This window comes from Shewanella alkalitolerans, assembly GCF_019457575.1.
Classification (GTDB): domain Bacteria; phylum Pseudomonadota; class Gammaproteobacteria; order Enterobacterales; family Shewanellaceae; genus Shewanella; species Shewanella loihica.
In genome coordinates this window covers 3,951,609-3,974,130 of sequence record NZ_CP080422.1, presented here as the reverse complement: position 1 = coordinate 3,974,130, position 22,522 = coordinate 3,951,609, and the positions used below count along the sequence as shown (strand labels likewise).

Sequence of the window (22,522 nt, the reverse complement as noted above, 5' to 3'; positions counted from 1 at the left end):
CCAGGCACTTATCGTCTAGGCAAGAAGGTCTCTTCCAGATAATGAATCGAGGTCTCTCCCTGCTGCACCTTAGGATCGGCCAGCAGCGCCCTGAGCAGGGGCACATTGGTCTTAACGCCAGTGATCTCCAGCTCATCCAGCGCGGTGCGCATGCGGGCAATCGCCTGGGCTCTGTCGTCGCCCCAGGCGATCAGCTTGGCGATCATGGCATCATATTGGGGCGGCACACTCGCGCCGGGGGACAGGTGGGACTCCCAGCGCACCCCCAGGCCGCCGGGCACCACAAGCCTGTCTATTCGCCCGGGGGAGGGGGCGAAGCTGGTGGGGTCTTCGGCGTTGATGCGACACTCGATGGCGTGGCCATGTGGCTGAATTAACGACTCTCGTAAGGCGAGGGGCTCGCCTTGGGCAACTCGCAGCTGCTGCACTAACAGGTCCACCCCGGTGACCATCTCTGTAATGGTGTGCTCCACCTGAATACGGGTATTCATCTCCATGAAGTAGAACTCGCCATCCTGATAGAGAAACTCCAGGGTACCGACGCCGCGATAGCCGATGGCCTGACAGGCCCTGATGCAGCTCTGACTTATCTGCTGGCGTTGCTCGGGCGTTAACCCGGGCGCCGGAGCGGATTCGATCACCTTCTGCTGAGCTCTTTGCAGTGAGCAGTCACGCTCCCCGAGTGAGATGCAATGGCCCTGATGGTCGCACAGCACCTGCACCTCGATATGGCGCGGCCGGGTGAGATATTTCTCCAGGTAGACACCGCCGTTGCCGAAGGCGGCCTGGGCCTCCTGGCGGGTGAGTGCGATGGCCCCAAGCAGCTGAGCCTCATCCTCGATGACCCGCATCCCCTTGCCGCCGCCTCCTGCGGTGGCCTTGATGATCAGCGGGTAACCGATTTGGGCCGCGACCTCTAAGCACTGGGCCTCATTATCGCCCAGTAGGCCGTCTGAGCCGGGCACGGTCGGCACGCCTGCGGCCTTCATGGCGGCGATGGCGCTCACCTTGTCGCCCATCAGGCGTATGGTGTCGGCCTTGGGGCCGATGAAGTGAAAGCCGCTGTCGGTGACTTGCTGGGCGAAGTCGGCATTTTCGGCCAGAAAGCCGTAACCCGGATGGATGGCATCGACCCTGGCGAGATCGGCGGCGCCGAGGATGGCGGCGATGTTGAGATAGCTCTCTTTGGCGGGGGCAGGGCCGATGCAGATCTGCTGGTCGGCGAGCCTCAGGTGGCCGCTATCTTTGTCGGCGCTGGAGTAGACGGCGACCGTCTTGATGCCCAGCTGGCGACAGGCGCGTATGATGCGCAGGGCAATTTCGCCGCGATTGGCGACCAGGACCTTGTCGAATCGACGCATCAAAGCTGTCACCTTAGCCTCCTGGAATTTAGATCTGCCTCTATTTGATCATCATTATTCGATTACCATTAGAGGCTGATCGAACTCGACGCCATCGCCGCTCTGGCAGAGAAGTGCGGTTACCACTCCAGCGTGGGGCGCCTGAATTTGGTTCATCATCTTCATCGCCTCTATGATGCAGACGGGCTCGCCCTGTTCGACCCGCTGACCCAACTTGACTAGGGGCGCGGCATCGACTGCGGGGGCGAGATAGAAGGTGCCCACCATGGGGGAGCGTAGCAGCGTCTCCTCATCATAATCTTCCTGCTCGGACGGTTCTCCGGCGTCGGTGGAACTCACGAGGGTGACGCCAGCCTTTTGCCCGCTGGCCGAGACGGCTGGTTGGCGGCAGAGGCGAATCGACTCCTCGCCTTCTTTGATCTCCAGCTCTGTAATGTCCGATGCCTGCACCAGCTCGATCAGTTTCTTTATCTTGCGAATATCCATGGCAGGCTACTTCTCCTGAGCGGCTCTGACGCGGGCGATGGCCGAGTCCAGGGCGTAGCGATAGCCTTGTTCTCCCAGGCCACAGATGACACCGACCGCCTTGTCGGAGAAGTAGGAGTGATGCCTGAAGGCCTCTCTGGCGTGCACGTTTGAAAGGTGCACCTCGATAAAGGGAATGGCGACGCCGAGCAGGGCGTCTCTCAGGGCCACGCTGGTGTGGGTAAATGCCGCCGGATTGATGATGATGAAGTCGGCGTCGCTCTGGTGAATGGCATCGATCAGCTCATGTTCGGCGTTGGACTGAATATGATCCAGGCTGGCGCCTTGCTCACCAGCCAGCAGCTTAAGCTGCTCGACGATCTGCGCCAGGGTGTGATGACCATAGTGGCCGGGCTCGCGTCGACCCAGCAGGTTGAGGTTGGGGCCGTTTACCAGGAGAATTTTCACCGCTTTACTCATGCACAACACCTTATGGATTCAGTCTTTTAAGTCAGATACCTGCAACTTAGCACACTTATCGGCGATTTTGGCGTCTCGTTAGCAAAAATCAAGGTGAGGCAAAGAGAGAGGATAGATTAGAACTGCTTCTGCCTGAGGGCTTTGGTAGCGCCGCGCTGTTTCTTGGTATCTACCCGCCTGCGCTGGCTGGCCTTGGTCGGCTTGGTGGCGACACGTTTCTTGGCGGTGTGGCCGATGCTGGCCACCAGGGCGATAAACTGTTCCAGCGCCGTCTGACGGTTGGCATCCTGGCTGCGGCTGGCCTGACACTTGATGATGATCTTGCCGCTCTTGGTGATGCGGTGGTCGGCCTTGGCGAGCAGGCGTTGCTGGTAAAACTCCGGCAGCGAGGATTGGCGAATGTCGAAGATCAGCTGAGCCGCGGTGGAGACCTTGTTGAGGTGCTGGCCACCGGCGCCACTGGAGCGGATGAATTGCCACTCCAGTTCGTGATCGGCTATTTGGACGCGCTGAGAGATCTTTATCAACTGAGGGCTCGCTTGTCGGCATGTTCGGCTTATTTGATCTAGACCTGTATCATTGGCTAGTCAAAATGATGCAAAATGGTCGCCAAATTAGGCGCCTTCTCGGAGTGTGAGTATGTTATGTCAAATCGCCGATATCACCAATGGGGTGATCAGTTTATTTGCCAGCGGGCGATTGTCGACCCAGGACTATTGCAACAAGATAGTCCCCATCATTGAGGAATATCAGCAGGCCTCGGGTAAGGTGTGTCTCTATATCGAGGCCGATGTGCTGCTGGAAGGCTGGGAGAGTCAGTCGCTCTCTGGCGTGGGTGAGCTGCAACTGCCCAGGTTCGATGCCTTGGTGCTGGTGGGCGGCCCCGATTGGTTTGGTAACGCCGTGCGTCTTATGGGCCCCTTTATGCAGGGGGAGGTGGCGTGGTATGCTCTCGAGGATAAGCCCCAGGCTATCGAGTGGATCACCGCTAAGTTGAGTTGTCCGTTGGTGCGCGAGTCTTAGGCTCGGTGACTGGGAACAACATTATCTGACCTCCTAAAGGAATATCTTCATGTTAAAATCTTCACTCTCTCTGACGTCTGCTGCACTGGCCCTGGCTCTGATGGCGTCACTTTCTGGTTGTGCTCCCGAGGTAGGTAGCGAAAAGTGGTGTAAGCAGATGGAAGATAAGCCTAAGGGGGACTGGACGGCCAACGAAGCCGCCGACTACACCAAGCACTGCGTATTCAAGTAATGGCGTAGCGGGTGGCAAGTGTGATCTGGCTGGCATGACGGGACGAATCTCCTGTTAATTTAGCGATAGCCGTGGAACTATTTGCCACCCCTTGAGTCTGATTACTCGACCTTTTTACGCTTTTTCCCCTTTGGAGTTTGCTTGAGTCGCTTCTTTCGACAACTGGTTCACAAGATTGCCTTGATGATGATCGCCGTGGTCGCACTGCAGTTTGCAGGGGCGAATCTTGGCGCGCATCAGCTGCATCTTGGCAGCCATGAAGAGGAGAGCGAAACCCATCCCCATCTGCAGTTTACTGCTGAAGTGGTGAGCCTGGCTCAGTGTGTCGATTGCCAATGCGCCTTCGATGAGCCAGAGCTAGAGACGCCACATCAACACCAGATCAGCAAGACAGAGACTCAGACCTTCGATCTCTGCCTCGACTGCCAGTGTCATGGTGGTCACGTGACCTTAGTGTCTCAGCTGGCCCTGACCCCTTCTGTGCCCGTGAGCGATGAGCCCGCGAGCGCCAGATTGCACTACCTGCCACCAGAGCAACAAGCGGCCTATCGCCCACCCATCTATCTTTCTTAATCTTCTGAAAATAATGCCTTTTCAGGCCCTGTGCATGGCGCGGGCACTGTTGGGTTACCGTTTTTTATCGGGCGTTCTCTGTTAACTGCCAGCCTTGGGCCGTGGTGAATTATCTTGCCGCGGGTCGATGCTGTGCATGGCCTGCCTGGCTAAGGTTAAACCTGCCTTGGCAGGCAGCAAAGAAGCCTGATCCTTAAGATTAGGAATTGCGATGAGAAAAAGCTTAATCGCCACCGCATTATTGGGCGCGATATGGGGCGCGCCCCTGTTCGCCGAGCCCTTGTACACAGGACCAGAGTTCGCCCACCCAGAGTACGCCGGAAGCGGCGCAATGGCACCGGCCCCCTTGCTGGCACAGATAGACCAGACAGGTTTTCAGGGCTGGCTCGCTCCCTTGATGAGCAAGGTGAATCAACTGCCTGAGATCCAGGCGCAGCAAGCCAAGGTGCGTCGGGCCCAGTTGTTGGTGGAGGCCGCCGATAGGCCCGTCTACAACCCTGAGCTGGGGGTGAGCTACCAAAATGCCAGCGAAGATACCTACACCCTGGAGGTGAGTCAGACCCTGGACTGGGGCGACAAGCGCGGGGTGGCGACACGTGTGGCCCAGCTCGAGGCCGAGATCTTGCTGGCCGACAATCGTCTGGCCCGCAGCCAGCTTTATGGCGAACTCCTGATGGCGCTGGTGGAGCAGGCCCAGCAGGCGAAATTACTCGCCTTTCAGGGACGTTTGCTAGAGAGCGCCAAACAGCAGGTCGCCATCGCCAAGCAACAGCTGGAGGCGGGGGCTCTGTCACAAGCCGAGTTACAGCTAATGCAGCTGGATCTGGCCAGTAAGGCCGCGGATCACGCCAATGCCGAGCAGGCCTCGCTGGCCGCCGATGCCAGCGTGCTCAGCCGCTTTGGCGAGCTGGAGCTGCCCTTCGCCGAGTTCATCGGCGCCCTCAGCGTCGACACCAGTCAGGAGGTCGGCCCGGATCTACCCGCGCTGGCGGGTGCCTACCAGCAGGTGATGATGGCCAAGCTGGCCAGCCAGCAGGTGGCGGCAGACACCAGCGCCGATCCCAGTATCAGCCTGAGCGCCGAGCGTGAAGGCGAGGAGAACAAGCTGGGAGTGGGGCTGTCGATCCCGATTCAGATCCGCAACGATTATCGCGAGGCGAAGGCCGCGGCCGGAACCCAGGTCGCCATCGCCGAGCAAGACTATCTGGCCCGTGAGCGCACTCTCACCCAGGCCGCCAAACTTTTTCACCTAAGCCTGCCCAGGCTGCAGCAGCGTTACCGCGAGTGGCGTGAGTTGGTGCTCACCTCTGGCGCCGGTGTGCAGGATGCCCTGTTACAGCAGTGGCGTGCGGGCGACATCAGCACCAGCGACTACCTGCAGGGACAGAGGCAGCTGGCTAACAGCTATCTGGCAGGCCTCTCCCTCGAGAGCGCCCTCTACCGCAGCTGGCTCGATTGGATGGGGCAGAGCGGTCAGCTCGAGAACTATCTGCAGCGTCAGCTCGGCCGCGAAGGCGTTTAGTCACGTTAAGGCTAGCGAGCACGCTTTAGCGAGCGGATTTTAGCAAAACGGATAAAGAATTTAGGTGAAAAGTATGAAGAATCAATCGAATAAAACACGTTTTCTACAGCTAAGCCCACTGATGCGGGCCATGGGCTTCGGCGTCTTAATGAGTATGACGGCCGTAGGCGGCGTCGCCCTCGGCGCCGAGGGGCATGATCACAAAGCAGAGTCAGCCAAGGGGCAAGTGTCTCAAGAGCAGGCTCACGACAAGGAAAGAGAGCAGGGCGATGAAGCTGCGCTGGGTGGCGAAGAAGCCCATGGTGGCGAGCTAGTGCTCAGCGAGGAACAGCGCCAGCTGGCGGGGATCCGCGTGGAGCAGGTAAGCAGTCAGGGCTTCAGCCTGGCCGCGGTCGCGACAGCCACACTAGTGGTGGACAGGGAGCGTACCGTGACCCTGGCGCCCCAGCTGGATGTGCGGGTGTTGGCGCGTCATGTGGTGCCGGGACAGGAGGTCGCCAAGGGCCAGCCCCTGTTGACTCTGGGGGGCGCAGCCGTGGCTCAGGCCCAGGCGGATTACATCAATGCCGCGGCCGAGTGGAGCCGGGTGAAGCGAATGAGCCAGAGCGCGGTGAGTGCCAGCCGCCGTTTGCAGGCGCAGGTGGATGCAGAGCTCAAGCGCGCCATACTCGGCGCCCTCAAGATGACGCCGGCGCAGATCAAGGCGCTGGAGTCTGATCCCGAGACCATAGGCAGCTATCAGCTGCTGGCGCCGCTCGACGGCCGAGTGCAGCAGGATGTGGCCATGAAAGGCCAGGTGTTCAGCGGTGGCACCGCCCTGATGCAGCTCACCGACGAGTCTCACCTCTGGGTCGAGGCCCAAGTGACGCCGACCCAGTCTCAACAGATCAAGGTAGGCAGTAAGGCGCTGGTGAAGGTGGGCGACTTTAGCCTGGAGGCCGAAGTGATCGGCCGCTCCCATGAGATCGACAGCGTCACCCGCACCGAGCAGATCCTGGTGGCCTTCGCCAATCCGGGCCACGTGCTGCACGCCGGTCAGTTTGCCGAGATCTATCTGGCCGACAACAATCAGGATGGGGTGATCTTGCCCGATGCGGCGCTGACCCGTGGCGGTGACGGCGACTGGCAGGTGTTTGTCGAAGAGGGGGATGGCTTCGAGGCCATCGAGGTCGAGGTGAGTGAGCGCCAACGCGGCATGAACCTGGTGCTGGGGCTGAGCCCCAAGATGCGTGTAGTTGTCTCGGGCGCCTTTTTCCTGGCCTCTGAGCAGGCCAAGTCAGGCTTCGACATTCACAACCACTAAGAGGTAGCCCTTATGCTTCAGAAACTTATCGATAGCGCGATACGCAATCGGCTTCTGGTGGCCCTGGCGCTGCTGTGTGGTGTGGTAGCCAGTGTCGCCATGTTACCTAAGCTCAATCTCGATGCCTTTCCCGATGTCACCAATGTGCAGGTGACGGTCAACACCGCCGCCGAGGGACTGGCGGCCGAGGAGGTGGAAAAGCTGATCAGCTACCCGGTGGAATCGGCCATGTATGCCCTGCCATCGGTGACCGAGGTGCGCTCTCTGTCGCGCACCGGTCTCTCCATAGTGACAGTAGTGTTTGCCGAGGGCACAGATATCTACTTTGCCCGTCAGCAGGTATTCGAGCAGTTGCAGGCCGCCAGGGAGATGATCCCTGACGGGGTGGGGGTGCCCGAGATAGGCCCCAATACCTCTGGCTTGGGACAGATCTATCAGTACATTTTGCGGGCCACGCCTGAGTCCGGTATAGATGCCGCCGAGCTAAGGAGCCTCAACGACTATCTGGTGAAGCTCATCATGATGCCGGTGGGGGGCGTGACCGACGTGCTCTCCTTCGGGGGCGAGGTGCGTCAATATCAGGTGCAGATTGAGCCCAACAAGCTGCGCAGCTATGGCCTCTCCATGGCCCAGGTGCCCCAGGCGCTGGAGAGCAATAACCGCAACGCAGGTGGCTGGTTTATGGATCAGGGACAGGAGCAGCTGGTGGTACGCGGCTACGGCTTGCTGCCTGCGGGTGAGGCTGGCCTGGCGGCCATCGCCCAGATTCCACTCACAGAGGTGGGCGGCACGCCGGTGAGGGTGGCCGACATCGCCAAGGTAGACTTTGGCGCCGAGATCCGTGTGGGCGCGGTCACCATGACCCGCCGCGACGATGCCGGAACGCCAAAGGCGCTGGGCGAAGTCGTCGCCGGCGTGGTGCTTAAGCGTATGGGGGCTAACACTAAGGCGACCATTGACGATATCTCGGCCCGCACCGCCATGATAGAGCAGGCCCTGCCCAAGGGCGTCTCCTTCGAGGTGTTCTACGATCAGGCGGATCTGGTGAACAAGGCGGTAGAGACGGTGCGCGATGCCCTCTTGATGGCCTTCCTGTTTATCGTGGTGATCCTGGCGCTGTTCCTGGTGAACCTGCGCGCGACTTTGTTGGTGCTGCTCTCTATCCCAGTCTCCATCGGCCTGGCCTTGATGGTGATGGCCTATTTTGGCATGTCGGCCAACCTTATGTCCCTGGGTGGGCTGGCGGTGGCTATCGGCATGCTGGTGGATGGCTCAGTGGTGATGGTGGAGAACATCTTCAAGCATCTGACCCAGCCGGACAGACGCCATTTCGATCAGGCCAAGGCCCGCGCCTCGGGTGAGTCTGACCCCTACCACGGCGAGGAAGATGGCCTGGGAGAAGGAGAGCGCAGCGGCATCGCCCTGAGGGTAATGCTGGCGGCCAAGGAGGTGTGCAGCCCCATCTTCTTCGCCACCGCCATAATCATAGTGGTATTTGCGCCGCTGTTTGCCCTGGAAGGGGTAGAGGGCAAGCTGTTCCAGCCCATGGCGGTGAGCATCATCCTGGCCATGGTGGCGGCGCTGTTTGTCGCCCTGATCGGCGTGCCAGCTCTTGCCGTCTATCTGTTTAAGCGCGGTGTGACCCTGAGGGAGAGCCCAGTACTCAAGCCGGTGGAGGCTCTGTATCGTCACCTGCTCAGTGCCACCATGGGCAGGCCCAAATTGGTGCTGCTGACGGCGGTGACCCTGTTCGGCATCAGCATGGCGCTGCTGCCGAGGCTAGGTACCGAATTTGTGCCCGAGCTCGAGGAGGGCACCATCAACCTGAGGGTGACCCTGGCGCCAACCGCCAGCCTGAGCACCTCATTGGATGTGGCGCCCAAGCTCGAGGCCATGTTGATGACCTTTCCCGAGGTCGACTACGCCCTGAGCCGTATCGGCGCCCCGGAACTGGGCGGCGACCCTGAGCCTGTGAGCAACATAGAGATCTATATCGGCCTTAAGCCGATCGAGGAGTGGGAACACGCCGAGACCCGTCTTGAGCTGCAGCGCAAGATGGAAGAGAAGCTGAGCGTCTTCCCCGGCCTGCTGTTTACCTTCTCCCAGCCCATCGCCACCCGTGTCGATGAGTTGCTTTCAGGGGTGAAAGCCCAGCTGGCGATCAAGCTGTTTGGCCCGGATCTCGAGGTGCTCTCCAGCAAGGGGCAGGAACTTAGTGAGCTGGTGTCGAGTATCGAGGGGGCGGTGGACGTCTCCCTGGAGCAGGTGTCTGGCGAGGCCCAGCTGGTGGTGCGTCCCAAGCGCGATCTGCTGGCCCGCTATGGCATCAGCGTCGATGAGGTGATGAGCCTGGTGAGTCAGGGAATAGGCGGGGTCAGCGCCGGGCAGGTGATCGACGGCAACGCCAGATACGACATCAATGTGCGTCTGGCCAGCCAATATCGCAGCGCGCCCGATGCGCTGGAAGATCTCCTGCTCAGCGGCGTAAATGGTGCGACCGTGCGCCTGGGCGAGGTGGCCGATGTGGTGGTCGAGATGGCGCCGCCCAATATTCGCCGTGACGATGTGCAGCGCCGGGTGGTGGTGCAGGCCAACGTGTCGGGACGCGACATGGGCTCTGTGGTCAAGGATATCTACGCCATAGTGCCTCAGGCGGATCTGCCGCCGGGTTATACGGTCGTGGTCGGCGGTCAATATGAGAATCAGCAGCGGGCACAGCAGAAGCTGATGTTGGTGGTGCCCATCTCCATCGCCCTGATCGCCCTGCTGCTCTACTTCTCTTTCGGCTCCATCAAGCAGGTGGGCTTGATCATGGCCAACGTGCCGCTGGCGCTGATTGGCGGCGTGGTGGCCCTCTATATCAGCGGTACCTATCTGTCTGTGCCTAGCTCCATCGGCTTTATCACCCTGTTTGGGGTGGCAGTGCTCAATGGTGTGGTGTTGGTGGACTCGATCAACCAGAGGCGTGCCTCGGGAGAAGCCCTCTACACCAGCGTGTATGAAGGCACCGTGGGACGCCTGCGTCCCGTGCTGATGACGGCGCTGACCTCGGCGCTGGGCCTGATCCCAATACTCCTGTCTAGCGGTGTGGGCAGCGAGATCCAAAAGCCGCTGGCGGTGGTGATCATAGGCGGCCTGTTTAGCTCTACCGCCCTGACGCTGCTGGTGTTGCCGACCCTGTATCGCTGGCTCTACGAGACCAAGGCGCTTAAGGGGGACAAGGAGTTGGAAGCCCTAGACTAGTTTGTTGCACCAAGACCAAGTGATTCGATGGGGCCAGGGACGGCCGGAGGCAGCGGTGCTTTCAGTTTGCCATCGCAGTTGCGTCTCCTTGGTGACGCTCTAGGGCACAAGAAGTCTCCTTTTCTGTTTCTCCTTATTCCTAACCTGTGGGGAGAGGCTGCAAAGGGGAGTGCCCTTTAGTGAGCACGCGCGGCAGGATGCCGCGCTTTTTCGCTCAGTTATCGTCTTATCATTTTTTACACATCTTTAGGTTAACCCTCTTCTTGTCCTCTGCCCTCTCATCTTACTTCCTGTCGTTCAAGGTAACTATTAGGTGAGTCATTAATTCGTGTGCTTACCCCTTATTTGATTTGGGTTGATATTATTTTTCTGGATTTTATCTCGATGGTTAAGAGTTTCATGGTTTTGGTTAATATGTAATTTATGGGCTATTTATGTTACATTTTTGCCTATAAGCTTTCACTTGTGCCCTGTGTTGTCGGATTTTGTCAGATCAATATGTTGGTTCTGATGGCGTCGACAGTATTTTTATTGTTTGAATTAGAATGATTATGGCTAAATCTTTACCTGTGGCTTTCCGGAGTTGCTAAGCCTTGATGGAGCTCAATCTTAATAGAGCTCTGTCTTGATGGGCTTAGGCGCCGTGGCGGACATGTCCATCACTATCCATGGGGCAGATGGCAATGTGAAAGTAGAAACCTAAGTTAATCGAAGAGGATGAATGATGATTCGCTATACCCTTGCGGCCAGTTGTATTGCGCTGGCGCTGAGCGCTAACGCAGGTGCCACCACAGTAGATGAGGAGCTTAAGGCGCTCAAGGCGCGCATCGAGCAGCTGGAGGCCGAAAAGGAGCAGGCACCCGAAGCAAAGGAGATGGACAAGTCGATCAAGTTTGGTGGTGCGGCCCGTTTCCAGTATTCCTATGAGGATTACTCCGATGCCAACGCCGATCGCGGTGGTGATTTCGACTTCGACCTATTTCGTATCGATGTGAACGGTAATCTGGATGATGTTATCTTCTCCGCCCAGTACCGTTGGTTCGAGTATATGAATGTGATCCATCACGCCTGGGTGGGTTACAACTTCGACGATGAGCAGCAGGGTAAGATAGGGGTGACCCAGGTGCCTTTCGGTATCCTGACCTACGCCTCGAACAACTACTTCTTTAGCTCAAACTTCTATCTAGGCCTGGAAGACGACTACGACTTGGGTCTGAACTACACCTATAAGAGTGACGCTAACCGACTGGATCTGGCCTTCTACAAGAATGACGAGCAGGGTGGCCTGGACGGTTATGTGTCGGATCGCACCCACAGATACGCCTATGACGTGGTCGGCGTTCGTCTGCCGGGTGAGGGGATCTATGATGCGCCTACGGCTGGCTATGCCGCCGGTGAGAAGAACACCTTCAATGCCCGCTACAGTCATAATTTCGTGTTTGATGAGGTGAGTCTGGAGCTGGGAGTATCGGGCCAGCTGGGTCAGCTTGAGATCGAGAACGGCACAGATGGCGATCAGGTCGCGGCGGCGCTGCACGGCGTGGTCAACTACGATCGCTGGAACCTCAAGTTGCAGCTCACCGATTACAAGTATGATGTCGATGGCATGGATGTGGAGCGCATGGTGGTAGCCGCCTATGCCTTTTATGACTCGATCCCAGCCGAGGCGACCAGCTATGTGGCGGATTTAGCCTATAGCCTGCCGGTGGCCTGGGGGCCGGTGTCAAACCTGACCTTCTATAACGACTACTCGCTTGTTACCGACAAGCCCAGCGGGCAGAAAGATACCTTCATGAACGTGACTGGGGTGGCGGTCACCGCCGGTGGCCTCTATACCTACTTCGATTTCGTGGTGGCCGAGAACCAGCCCTTCATCGGCGGCTCTATGGTGGGTGATGGCGGTACTAATAAGCGCTTTAACATCAACTTCGGCTACTACTTCTAGTGATCTAGTGTGTGAGCCAATAAAAAACCGCATCACTTGATGCGGTTTTTTGTGTCGGTCAGGTGATGGGTAATAGAAAACCTTAACTGTCGCTCAGCGCGTAGCCGCCTTTGAGGTGGGCTATCTTGTTAAAGCCGAGTCTATGCAGTGCCTGGGCCGCCACCAGAGAACGGCTGCCGCTGCGGCAGACCAGCACCCATTCGGCATCACTCTCCTGCTTATGTTCCTGCACGAACTGCACCAGTCTGGTCATAGGCACGTTGATCGTCTGCTCTCCAAGGGTGCCCAGCTCGTGTTGCAGAGCGTATTCGTGGGGCTCGCGAATATCCAGTAACTTAAGCTGCGGCGACTGACCCAGCTGTAGCTGGAGCGACTGGCTGTCATACTCTTTCACCTTGGCCTTGCTGCAACCGCCGGTGTAGGCGCCGCAGATGATCTCGCTGCCGGCTTCATCTTTGAGATGGGTATCCAGTCTCGCTTTTTGCTGCTCGAACTGCGCCATAGAGATGGTGCCGTTGATCACCTCGTTCAGCAGCGGATTGCCCCTGAACTCGGCGGCGAAGCTGGTGGTGAACTCGTTGTTGTAGTCATGGCTCGGGCAGAGCAGGGTATCGTCACCAATCAGGCTGTGTAGCAGCTTGAGGCTGTTGTACATCTGTTTGGCGCAGCTGCTGTCGAAGTTGGTGCGGCCCAGGCTGCCCATCAAGACGAGGTCGCCACAGAAGCCGTAGATCACCTCGCCTTGGGGCGAGCATAGCAGCAGGCTGATGCTGTCATTAGTGTGGCCCGGAGTAGCCAGCTTCACCAGAGAGTACTGACCTAGGGAGATTGCCTGCGCCGGTCTGGCGCCTATCTCGGTGATCTGGTGATCCTCAGGCCAGCCCAGATGATCGCTTGACTGCTGTGGCAGATAACGGGCGGCTAATGCCACGCGGCCCGAGACATGATCGGCGTGACCATGGGTGTCGATGAAGGCGATAGGCTCGAGCTGCTGGCACTGCAACAGGGTGTCGATACGCTGATCGAGCTCCGGCAGGGGATCGATAACCACCGCCTGTTTACTCTCTTGGTCGGCATAGATCCAGCTGCAGCTTGAGCCAGACTTTAGCTGTACCAGGCCGTTCAGCGGCTGCTTATCTGCTGATGCCTCACCACTGCTCAGGGTGAGACAGCTGTTGCCTAGGGCGTTGGCGGCAGATTGAATGCGCTCGCAGGCTAGATCCACCTCAGACTGGGTCATGGCCGGACCGAAGGAGAGACGAATGGCCGACTCGCTCTGCCAGGCCGGGAGGCCCATGGCATCGAGCACGAAGCTGCGGGTAACCTTAGAGCTACAGGCCGAGCCTGAGCTGACACGGATATTGGCGGCGTCGAAGAGATCCATGATCTCCTTGCTGCTAAAGCCGGGCACGGCAAAGTTTAGGGTAGTGGGCACGCTGTTGTCGAAGCTGTGGTTAAACTCCAGCGTCGGGAAGGCGCGCTTCAACGCCTTGGCCAGCTGCTCACGATAATTTATGAGGGTCGACGGGCTGTAGAAGGCGCTGTCTTGCTCGGCCAGCAGCATGGCGAACACTTGATTCAGGGCGGCCATGCCCGGCAGGTTTTCTGTACCCGAGCGCAGTCCGCCCTCCTGGCCACCGCCAGCGATGAAGGGGGTGAAGGGGGCACCATCACGGATATAGACGAAGCCGATCCCCTTGGGGGCATACAGCTTATGACCGCTGAATGGCGCATAGTCTATGCTGGTCTGCGCCAGGGCCAATGGGCGTTTACCCAGGGCCTGGACGCAATCCACCATCCAGAATACTTCAGGATTGTGCTTACGAATGCAGGTATCGAGTGCCTTAAGATCTTGATAGACGCCGGTTTCGTTATTGACCGCCATGGTGCAGATCATCAGGGCGTTGGGCACCTCTGCGGCGATGAAGTCGAGATCCAGTGCGCCCTTGTCGTCGACGGGAATCGCCTTGAGCTCGGCGCCTATCTCTAATAGTTGATTCCAGTGGGCCAATGAGTTGGGCACCGCCTTATGTTCGGTCGCGCCATAGAGTAGGCTGTACTGCTTGTTGGGATCCAGGCTGGCCTTGGCCTTGATGAGGGCGGATAGAATGGCGGTCTGTATGCCTTCGGTGGCGCCGCTGGTAAAGATGATATTGCCCTGGCCGCTTCCCAGGATCTGCTTGGCGCGCAGGCGGGTCTGCTCCATCAGGCTCTTGGCTTTCAGGCCCGTGATATGGCTGCTCGAGGGGTTACCGAAAAGATCTTCCATGGCACCCAGTGCGGCCTTGGCTGCCTGAGGCAGTACCGGAGTGGTCGCGTTGGCGTCTAGATAGATCTGGCTAAGCGGGGATGTGTGGTGCATGGGATACTCGCTTCTTGCTGTTTTTATTATTAGAAAAAATTCCCATATAACAAAATGGTATATGTAATTCGATGTGGCTATATTAGCAGCTTGTGAGTATTGATCAAGATCATGTTTTTGGTGCCAAACAGGCATTTTTTAGTGGGGTTTGAGCGAGTGCTAGGTATGAGAATTCGGAGAGAGCCGCATAAGAGAAGCGGCGCCAGAGCTATGTGGGTGGGGCCGAGCGTCGGTATCGGCTATGGCGGGCAAGGATTCGCCAAGGTAACATTTTGTATCAGATGGGGATGAGGCGAAAATGCCAGGTTGCAAAACGCCCGCGACAGGCGCGGGCGTTAACAAACAGCAAGCGCCAACAGGCTCTAAATTTTCACCTTGATGACGACCTTGCGCACCTTCTGCGGCGTCACCGATACGCCCGGCATATGCATGTCCTGGGGGAAGAAGAGGGCAAACATGCCGGCCTTGAAGGGAATAAAGGCGGCGCGCGCCTTGTTCGACTCATAGTCAAATTCGGCGTAGTCGTGTTTGTCGTAGTAGGGCTTGGATGGAGTCTGATCCGCCAGGGGCAGATAGCCAAACTCCTCTTCGCCGCTCACCACATACTGAACGTCGATATATTTGCGATGCACCTCGAAGGGTTCGACCTCTCGGGGTTTGGTCTCATAGTCGTTGACGATGACAAAGATATCTTTGCCATCCAGCTCGTAGTTGCCCACCGGCAGCTGGGCGAAATCTGTCTCTTTGAGGTGTTGCAGTGCCTTGGCTATGCGCGGTCCCAGGTGGGTGTAGTGTGCCAGGTTATCTAAGGTGTCTAAGATCATGATTGGAGGCTCGGGCTTGTAAAGAGCCGATAGTGTAGCAGGCTTTTTGGCTGGCAAGATAGCCTGAGGTGTTGGAGCTTATCTAGCGGTTAGGTGGAGGAGCTAGGCGGGGCAATATTGCAGCTCTCCCTGAAAGCCTGCCACCACTTGACGTGTCTGAGCATCTGGGATTTTAGCTGCTCCGGCAGGGCACCTGGTTGCTCGCCGAAGTAGTGCTCGATGAAGGCCTGATGGTTACTGCCGGCAAAGAGGGTGAGTAGCGGCTCGCTCAGGCGATAATGCAGTTGATTGAGCTGTGACAGATAGGCCTGAGTCTGGGCCAGGTAGTATTTATGAAATATATTCTGCAGTATCTCCTGTTTGCGGTTAGCATGATTGAGTCGACAGGCGACCGATGCGCTATGTAGCTGCAGATAGTCGTTGAGGGCAATGAGCTGCGACTGACTGTAGGCGAGGGATCTCAGGTATCTCTGTAGTAGTGTTTGGTGGGCCATGAGAGCGAGGGCGGGCTCTATCTGCGCCGTGTCTATCTGTTGCCACTGGCGCTGCTTGATGTGGCCTTTGATGCTCAGCAGCTGGCCGATGGCCGATTCGAGCTCGAAGCGACCGGCGCGCATCTTATCGAGCACCAGGGAGTCGTAGCCGATAAACAGGCTCTTGGTGATGCTCTTGTCTCCGGTGAGCACCCGATTAAAGTAGGCCATCACATCAGCTTGTTTCTGCTGGAGTGCCTGTGTCAGCTTGGTCTTGAGCTCCCCCTCATCCAAGGTGTCGATACAGGCGGGCGCCAGCTGAATAAACCTAATCTGATAGATGAGTTGCTGGCTGGGCGGTGCCACCTTGCCCAGGGTGCTGTTGTGGTCGGCGACGAGGCGGCCCAGGGGGCAATGGCCCAGAGACAGGGTGTCGAGAATCGAGATGGTGATCGAGGCCTGTTCCTGTCTGTCGGCCTTGCCTAGCTGCATGGGCTTAAAATCCGGGGGGGAGTAGGGCTGGTCGATCACATGGGCCAGTCGCTGGCCGTAGTCCTGCCAGAGATATTCCACATCCTTGGCGCGCTGACAGCCAGGCAGCCAGAGCAAGAGACAGAGCATCAGCAGGCCCTTGGTCGTTAGTCTGATGTGGGTCTGTGGCAAGTTGACTCCTTCCGAGAATGGGGTGAATTCAGGCTAGGTTTTTCTGCTCAGCCTCTCGGGTCGCTTGCAGGCCGTGGCGCTCGAAACTATCGCTGAGGCAGGAGATGAGTCTGTCGTTGAGCCTGAGGCTAACCCTGATGGCCTCTGTGTCTGTCACTATCTCCAATCCGGCGAGCATTAGGTGGCAGCCAGTAATATCTCTATAGGCGATCTGGGTCTCCTTGCCAAGGCTAGCCCTGCCTGTGAGGGGGATATTGATAAAGGCGATCGCCCGCGGGGTAAAAACGATCTCTTGTTTCAGTAATGCGCCAGCCCATATGAGCATGGCCAGGCAGTAGCCTATGAAGAGGCACCATTGGTCATCGAAGGCGCTCAGGAAAAGCTGCTTTATGATAAACAGGCTGGCCGTCAGCGTGATGATGACGTAGGCGAGCGTTTGATAGGGCTTAATTGTTACCGTGTCGTCCATTTTGATCCTCAGTGACCTCCTGCCACCGGCCTATTTTAATCGCGCTGACAAGTTTAGTGCAATTCTTATAGAATGACCTAAGCCACGCACACAGATAAATTCAGGGAGCCGAGTTAGGTGCTTAAGTTACGTTTTCTTGCCGGGCCGATAGCCTACAAACAGATCGCCGAGCAGGGGCTGAAACCCGAGATTTTCACCCAGGTGTTGGCGGCGTCGGGTGGGCCAAAATGGCTAGGCATAGCCGCGCTGGATAAGTATCTGTTTGGCACCTACTTCAAGGCGAGACAGACGCCTCTCTACACCCTGGGAGCCTCATCTGGCGCCTGGCGCCTGGCCTGTCTGGCACAGCAGGATCCCCTGGCGGCCTACGAGCGGTTGGAGCGGGAATATATTGGCCAGCGTTACGAGACCAAGCCCACGGCGAGTGAGGTGTCGCGTAAGGTAGCGGGTATCGTTTCTGGCATATTGGGGGCGCAGCAGGGAGCGGATATCGTCAGTAATCCTGTGATCAAGAGCCATTTCATCGCTTGTCGTGGCCGTCATCTCAACCGTCTGTCCCATAGAGCCGCACTTGGCGCCGGTCTTGCCACCACGGCGGTCACTAATCTGCTGAGTCGTCGCACCCTGGGATGGCACTTCGAGCGTTACCTGTTTGGTAGCGGCGGCGTCGCCTCGCCTTTTAATGAGTTAAAGGATCTACCGGGTCGTCACCTGGCCCTGACTGGGGAGAATATTGCCCAGGTTCTGCTGGCCACCGGCTCTATCCCTTGGGTGCTGGCGCCTGTTGAGCGCATCGAAGGGGCTCCCGCCGGCCATTATTACGACGGTGGCATCACAGATTATCACTTCGATCTGCCTCTAGCGCATGCGCCTGGATTGACCCTGTATCCCCACTTCTACAGCAAGATTCTGCCCGGCTGGTTCGACAAATCCTTGCCCTGGCGACGGGCCAAACATAACTATGCTAATGCCCTGATCTTGGCCCCCAGCCAGGAGTATTTGAGCCAACTTCCCTATGGCAAACTGCCGGACCGAAATGACTTCAGTCGCCTCAATACCGAAGAACGGATACGCTATTGGCGACAGGCGGCGCAGATGAGTGAGGTGCTGGCAGAGGACTTAGATAAGGTATTAAATAGTGGCGATATTATGCGTCACATTAACACTTTCTAATGAAGTGGCTGCAACAAAAGGGAGTTTTTCTGGGTCTAATAAGCGAAGGACCGGGTATTTTGATTGGCATGGCATCGCCGATCCAATAATGGCGTTTCGAGCAGTAATTTTGACAACTGCTACACTTTATCATTATTGCTCTTTGGTTAATTTTTAGTCGCACTGAATCGACACTCACGGCGATCACCGACCAAGGGGGAGGAGGTTGCTATGTTGACTCAAGAGATGGCGTTGATCACCCGCGACGAACTACTTTTGCCCGACGGCAGAATAGAGATACGAGTGGCGGGGCCTAGCAGCTTGAAACTGATTGCCGAGGTGCTCAAGGGGCACTTCCCCCTGGCCTTTGCCATGTCACGGCCTCAGGCCAATCCCCCCTGTTATCCGCTGGCGACTCAGTGCGAGATCATAGATTTTAATCAGCTCGAAGACGATTGTTTAGGCCTGGTGCTGGAAGGCAAGCAGAGGGTGAAGATCTTCTCGGCGGCCAAGCGGCGCGACGGTAACTGGATCGCCAGGACGCTGAGCTGTAACAATTGGCGTGAAGAGCCCATCAAGGGCGAATTTGAGCTGATCAGTGCAGCACTAGAGCAGTTCTATCTGGTCAATCCCGCCTTGCAGGAGCTATATGCGGATCTGCACTTGGAAGATGCCACCTGGGTCAGCCAGCGCTGGCTCGAGGTGCTGCCCCTATATAATCGTGACAAGCAGGTGTTGGTCAATCAGCCCGACTGTCACAAGACGATGGATTTTGTACTCGAACTGATCAAGTCCCACGCGGGGCAATAATTTGCTCTCATCCGGGCCGCAATTTTTGTTAACATGGCCGCTCCTTCATCTTTAGGCCTTTCTGTCATGGTTCGCGCGGCTCAAGCCTCCTTCATCGTCTTACCTCAAACCAAAAATCCCCCGGCGAGTGTTTACGACTATTTCTGTCAGCGGTTCGATAATATTTCCGCAGGTATTTGGCGCGAGCGCTTCATCCAGGGCAAGGTGCATTGGCAAGATGGTCAGCCGCTGGAACTTACAACAGCCTATCGGCCTCAGCAGAAGGTGTACTACTACCGCGAGGTCGCCCATGAGGAGACGCCTCCCTTTAGCGAGTCGATTCTGTATCAAGATGAGCAGATAGTACTGGCTAACAAGCCCCATTTCATGGCTTTGCATCCGGGTGGTGAGGTGATCAATCAGTGTTTGATCAACCGGCTAAGGGAGCGCACGGGCTGTGAGACGCTGATCGCCGCCCACCGCCTGGATCGCGCCACCGCGGGCATAGTCCTGCTGGTCAAGCAGAGTGATAGCCGCGACGCCTACCATGGCCTGTTTCGCCATGGACAGATCACCAAGGAGTATCAGGCCTTGGCGCGCCTTACCCCAGAGCTACTGGCTGAGCATGGCGCCGGTCAGCTTAGCCTACCCAGACGCTGGACGGTGAAGAATCGCATCGATAAGGGCACCCCCAGCTTTACCATGCACATCGTCGACGGCGAGGCCAACAGCCACTCGGAGATCGCTCTGGTGAGCGTCGAAGGAGAGATTGGTCGTTTCGAGCTGATGCCGATCACCGGCAAGACACATCAGCTGCGCCTGCACATGAACAGCCTGGGGATGCCGATCCTTAACGATAATTTCTATCCGACTTTATTACCCAGAAGCGCCGAGGATGTTGCCCAGCCGATGAAGCTGCTGGCGCGTCGTCTCGCCTTCACTGACCCAGTCACCGGTCGAATGCTGGATATCTGCCTGCCCGAACTGTCTGTTTAGCTCTGTTGCTGACCGGGCCTTGCCCTTGCGAGACTTAGCCTTTGCGGGACTGGCGCGGCGGCAAAAACTCTGTGGTGCTCATGTCGCCATGGAGTACGGCTATCTTGGACGGCGCGCCATCTTTAGCGAAGCTGACCAGGCCTATGCCGCTGGCGTTGATCAGCCGCTGACTGCGCATGCCATTGGGGCGGCGGCCGCGAATCGACATGCGTTTGCGTTTGGTGAACCAGTTCAGCGGCGAGAAATGGCCATAGAGCCAGCCGTTAAACTTGTCGAACACGGGTAACAGCTTCTCGGGAAACTGATTCTTGATGCCGCTCGAGGTGATCTGATAGATCTGCGGCCCCTGAGTGCGAAAGCGAATGCCTATGTCGTAAGCGAAGGAGTAGTGCACATCGCCGGAGAGGATCACAAACTGCTGCGGCGTCTTGCGGTGCAGGAAGATGCTCAGCAGGGTGTTGGCCGTGCCAGGGTGCGCCATCCAGTTTTCGGCGTCCACCAAGAGAGAGGCGCCGATAAAGGTGGCCGCGCGCTGCACCGCCTCGATCAACTTGACGCCGAACATGGGCGCCGCCGAGACGATAATCACCTTCTCCTGTCCCACCAACTGCTGCTGAAATTCCATCAGGGCTTCCCAGTCCATCAGGCCTGAGGGCTTGGCGAGGTTGGATTCGCTGCGCCATCTCTGGGTGCGGGTGTCGAGCACCACCAACTTGGGCGAGGTATTGAGACTGTAGTGCCACTCGTCGAAGCCGAGCAGGGCGTCGATCAGCTCGTCATGCTGCGCCTCCTCACGATTGGTGAGAAACTGCTTGAGCTTAGGCAGAATCGCGGCGCTAAATTTGTCCTTCTGATTGCCCAGCCCCTGAAACACCAGATAGCCGATCAGCGCATTACCTATGATGCGTTTAGAAAAAGCATGGCCATAGGCCGCCTGTTCCCATTTTGCCGTGAGGTTCCAGTCGTCCGTGATATCGTGATCGTCGAAGATCATATAGGTCGGCAGATGCGCCAGCAGGCGTCTCACCTTGGTCAGTCCCGCCTTAAACTCGAGTAAGTGAACCCACTCCCTCTGCCATCTCTGCTGATTGGCGGGCGACAGGCCTGTTACCTCCTTGGGAATATCGATGAGCTGCCACAGCTCCGGCGACCAGGAGAGTAGATAGAGGGCGACGATTTCGGCCAGACTCACCAAGTGATTCTCGGCGATGGAGGAGGTGAAGATGGGGTGGTTGATATACCAACGCACCAGGGCGCTGCCGGCCGGGTATTCGGTGCGCGGCAACAGCTTCTTGTGCCTCTGGTACATGGCCGCCGGGTGGTAGCTTATCTGCTTGCTATGGGTGAGCGGCGCCTGTTGAAACTCTTCCTCATACAGGCCCAACATCTCTATAACCCTGCCGATGGCGTAGAGCATGGGGCCGGCGACATCATCGACATAGATCTGATCGCCGCTCAACATCATCATCGCCGGCCGCTCGGCCGCATCCGGTCCATTCTCGAGCCGGGTATCGGCGGCCACCATGGCATCGCTGCTGTGATGATGGGCGTTGCGGCAGGAACCGTGCAGCAGGGTGTCGATCTCTGGCTTGATTACCAGGTTCGGCGTCTGATTCTCGCCATAGGTCAGCTTCGCCAGCGGCGTGAGCAGGTCGCCGTGGCGACTGTCGCTAAGGCCATAGGGAATGCTGGTGCCGACAGGGTTGAGCCCGGACTTGCTCAGATAGATGAGGTAGAAGAAGGCGTGAGTGCCTAGCTCCAGACACTCGATTGCGTCATCAGCAAGCAGGTGTTGAGTCTCACCCAGGGTGAGGGTTAACTGCGACAGCGGCTCACTGGTCACCAACGTCAGGGTGAAATGGTCTGCGTCGCAGTGACGCAGCATGGGGCCTGTCAGCAGCAGAGGCAGGGTCATGATCAGTCGGCGAGCTTACAGATCATCGGCTCGGCGCCATAGCCCCAGGTGATGCGCGCCTCACCTTGGTGCTCCCATAGCGATTCGTTGCGCCCCTGATAGCGGCTACCGCTGCCACTGGGCTGGCTGTACATGAGCGAGACGCTGTCGCCGAACTCGGCGATCAGGGTTGCAGGCTCGGTGGCAAAATAGCTCACCACCACCTCTTTGGCGGCTATGCCGTCGCACTGGTAGCTGACCTCGGCGCTGGGGGCGATGAGGCGATACCTGGCCTGTAGCTCGGCGATACGCATCCGGTAGTTGTCAAACGCGCAGCTATGTTTGTCGTCACTCTTCCAACACTCGTCGCGCCCCTTTATCCAGCCTCTCTGTTCGGCTTTCAAGAGTGGCGGCTGCTCGTTGATGGCCTTGGCGCTGGCGGCCTGGTAGACCTCGGCCAACTGGCGGTCCAGCGCGGCAAGTTCGCTGTCCTGGCAGACCAGGACCTCTATGCTGGAGAGTCTGTCGCCGTTACAGTCGAAGCTGGGCTGGTTGGCCGTCTGATTCTCTGGCTTGTTAGGCGCCTGGCTCTCGGTTTGCGGCGCGCTTTGCGCTGCAGAGGACGCTTGTGAAGAGGGCTCACTATTGGCTTGTGTGGCCTGTTGGCTGCAGGCTGGCAGCAGTATGCCGGCAATGGCGAGTATGGCTAATCTGTTCATGGTTAAGCTCCGAGCTAAGGCCTGATATCCTTGA

At 57.8% G+C, this 22,522-nt stretch carries 20 protein-coding genes; 10 read left to right on the top strand and 10 right to left on the bottom strand.

Annotation, left to right across the window (positions count from 1 at the left end):
- Positions 1-8 precede the first annotated feature (8 nt).
- The 4 genes from accC to arfB form a co-directional block, all read right to left on the bottom strand.
- Positions 9-1,361 carry an acetyl-CoA carboxylase biotin carboxylase subunit gene (accC, locus tag K0J45_RS17230; protein WP_220045347.1) on the bottom strand — a complete coding sequence of 451 codons (1,353 nt, stop codon included), beginning with the start codon at positions 1,359-1,361 and terminating at the stop codon, positions 9-11.
- Between the two features lie 54 nt (positions 1,362-1,415).
- Positions 1,416-1,847 (bottom strand): acetyl-CoA carboxylase biotin carboxyl carrier protein, encoded by a 432-nt coding sequence (gene accB, locus K0J45_RS17225; protein WP_220043448.1) that lies wholly within the window; start codon positions 1,845-1,847, stop codon positions 1,416-1,418.
- A 6-nt stretch (positions 1,848-1,853) separates the two neighbouring features.
- Positions 1,854-2,306, bottom strand: a complete 453-nt coding sequence (gene aroQ, locus K0J45_RS17220) for a type II 3-dehydroquinate dehydratase (protein ID WP_011867159.1) — start codon at positions 2,304-2,306, stop codon at positions 1,854-1,856.
- A 116-nt stretch (positions 2,307-2,422) separates the two neighbouring features.
- Positions 2,423-2,833 (bottom strand): alternative ribosome rescue aminoacyl-tRNA hydrolase ArfB, encoded by a 411-nt coding sequence (arfB, locus tag K0J45_RS17215; RefSeq protein WP_220043447.1) that lies wholly within the window; start codon positions 2,831-2,833, stop codon positions 2,423-2,425.
- Between the two features lie 112 nt (positions 2,834-2,945).
- Here arfB and K0J45_RS17210 point away from each other — a divergent pair, with 112 nt between their 5' ends.
- The 7 genes from K0J45_RS17210 to K0J45_RS17180 all read left to right on the top strand — a co-directional run bounded on the left by K0J45_RS17210 (position 2,946) and on the right by K0J45_RS17180 (position 12,147).
- Positions 2,946-3,329: a SpoIIAA family protein gene (locus tag K0J45_RS17210; protein ID WP_011867157.1), complete on the top strand. Its 384-nt coding sequence runs from the start codon at positions 2,946-2,948 to the stop codon at positions 3,327-3,329.
- A 49-nt stretch (positions 3,330-3,378) separates the two neighbouring features.
- The gene (locus K0J45_RS17205) at positions 3,379-3,561 is read left to right on the top strand and encodes a DUF3012 domain-containing protein (protein ID WP_011867156.1); all 183 of its coding nucleotides are present in this window, start codon (positions 3,379-3,381) and stop codon (positions 3,559-3,561) included.
- A 141-nt stretch (positions 3,562-3,702) separates the two neighbouring features.
- Entirely contained in the window at positions 3,703-4,134 is a 432-nt protein-coding gene (locus K0J45_RS17200; protein ID WP_160793813.1) for a hypothetical protein, read from the top strand.
- A 211-nt stretch (positions 4,135-4,345) separates the two neighbouring features.
- On the top strand, positions 4,346-5,656 hold the full coding sequence (locus tag K0J45_RS17195) for a TolC family protein (RefSeq protein WP_220043446.1): 1,311 nt from the start codon (positions 4,346-4,348) through the stop codon (positions 5,654-5,656).
- Positions 5,657-5,729: 73 nt separating this feature from the next.
- A complete protein-coding gene (locus K0J45_RS17190) occupies positions 5,730-6,959 on the top strand; it encodes an efflux RND transporter periplasmic adaptor subunit (RefSeq protein ID WP_220043445.1) in 1,230 nt (409 codons plus the stop codon).
- Positions 6,960-6,971: 12 nt separating this feature from the next.
- Positions 6,972-10,202, top strand: coding sequence for an efflux RND transporter permease subunit (locus K0J45_RS17185; protein ID WP_220043444.1), 3,231 nt, complete (start codon positions 6,972-6,974; stop codon positions 10,200-10,202).
- Positions 10,203-10,926: 724 nt separating this feature from the next.
- Positions 10,927-12,147, top strand: coding sequence for an OprO/OprP family phosphate-selective porin (locus K0J45_RS17180; protein ID WP_220045346.1), 1,221 nt, complete (start codon positions 10,927-10,929; stop codon positions 12,145-12,147).
- Between the two features lie 82 nt (positions 12,148-12,229).
- Here K0J45_RS17180 and K0J45_RS17175 read toward each other — a convergent pair whose 3' ends face one another.
- From K0J45_RS17175 to K0J45_RS17160, 4 genes are all read right to left on the bottom strand, one after another.
- Entirely contained in the window at positions 12,230-14,509 is a 2,280-nt protein-coding gene (locus K0J45_RS17175) for an aminotransferase class V-fold PLP-dependent enzyme (protein ID WP_220043443.1), read from the bottom strand.
- 362 nt (positions 14,510-14,871) lie between these two features.
- Positions 14,872-15,333, bottom strand: a complete 462-nt coding sequence (locus tag K0J45_RS17170) for a NanQ anomerase/TabA/YiaL family protein (protein ID WP_220043442.1) — start codon at positions 15,331-15,333, stop codon at positions 14,872-14,874.
- Positions 15,334-15,422: 89 nt separating this feature from the next.
- A complete protein-coding gene (locus tag K0J45_RS17165) occupies positions 15,423-16,469 on the bottom strand; it encodes a DUF3080 family protein (RefSeq protein WP_220043441.1) in 1,047 nt (348 codons plus the stop codon).
- 28 nt (positions 16,470-16,497) lie between these two features.
- Positions 16,498-16,938 (bottom strand): hypothetical protein, encoded by a 441-nt coding sequence (locus K0J45_RS17160; protein ID WP_220043440.1) that lies wholly within the window; start codon positions 16,936-16,938, stop codon positions 16,498-16,500.
- Between the two features lie 117 nt (positions 16,939-17,055).
- Between K0J45_RS17160 and K0J45_RS17155 the strand changes: the two genes are divergently transcribed.
- The 3 genes from K0J45_RS17155 (at position 17,056) to K0J45_RS17145 (ending at position 19,875) form a co-directional block, all read left to right on the top strand.
- Complete coding sequence (locus K0J45_RS17155) at positions 17,056-18,111, top strand: alpha/beta hydrolase (RefSeq protein WP_220043439.1); 1,056 nt, start codon at positions 17,056-17,058, stop codon at positions 18,109-18,111.
- Positions 18,112-18,321: 210 nt separating this feature from the next.
- Complete coding sequence (locus K0J45_RS17150; RefSeq protein WP_011867145.1) at positions 18,322-18,900, top strand: LON peptidase substrate-binding domain-containing protein; 579 nt, start codon at positions 18,322-18,324, stop codon at positions 18,898-18,900.
- Positions 18,901-18,966: 66 nt separating this feature from the next.
- Positions 18,967-19,875 carry a pseudouridine synthase gene (locus K0J45_RS17145; protein ID WP_258406720.1) on the top strand — a complete coding sequence of 303 codons (909 nt, stop codon included), beginning with the start codon at positions 18,967-18,969 and terminating at the stop codon, positions 19,873-19,875.
- A 34-nt stretch (positions 19,876-19,909) separates the two neighbouring features.
- Here K0J45_RS17145 and K0J45_RS17140 read toward each other — a convergent pair whose 3' ends face one another.
- Positions 19,910-21,760: an alkaline phosphatase D family protein gene (locus K0J45_RS17140; protein ID WP_220045345.1), complete on the bottom strand. Its 1,851-nt coding sequence runs from the start codon at positions 21,758-21,760 to the stop codon at positions 19,910-19,912.
- 32 nt (positions 21,761-21,792) lie between these two features.
- A complete protein-coding gene (locus K0J45_RS17135) occupies positions 21,793-22,488 on the bottom strand; it encodes an MliC family protein (RefSeq protein WP_220043437.1) in 696 nt (231 codons plus the stop codon).
- Between the last annotated feature and the right edge of the window lie 34 nt (positions 22,489-22,522).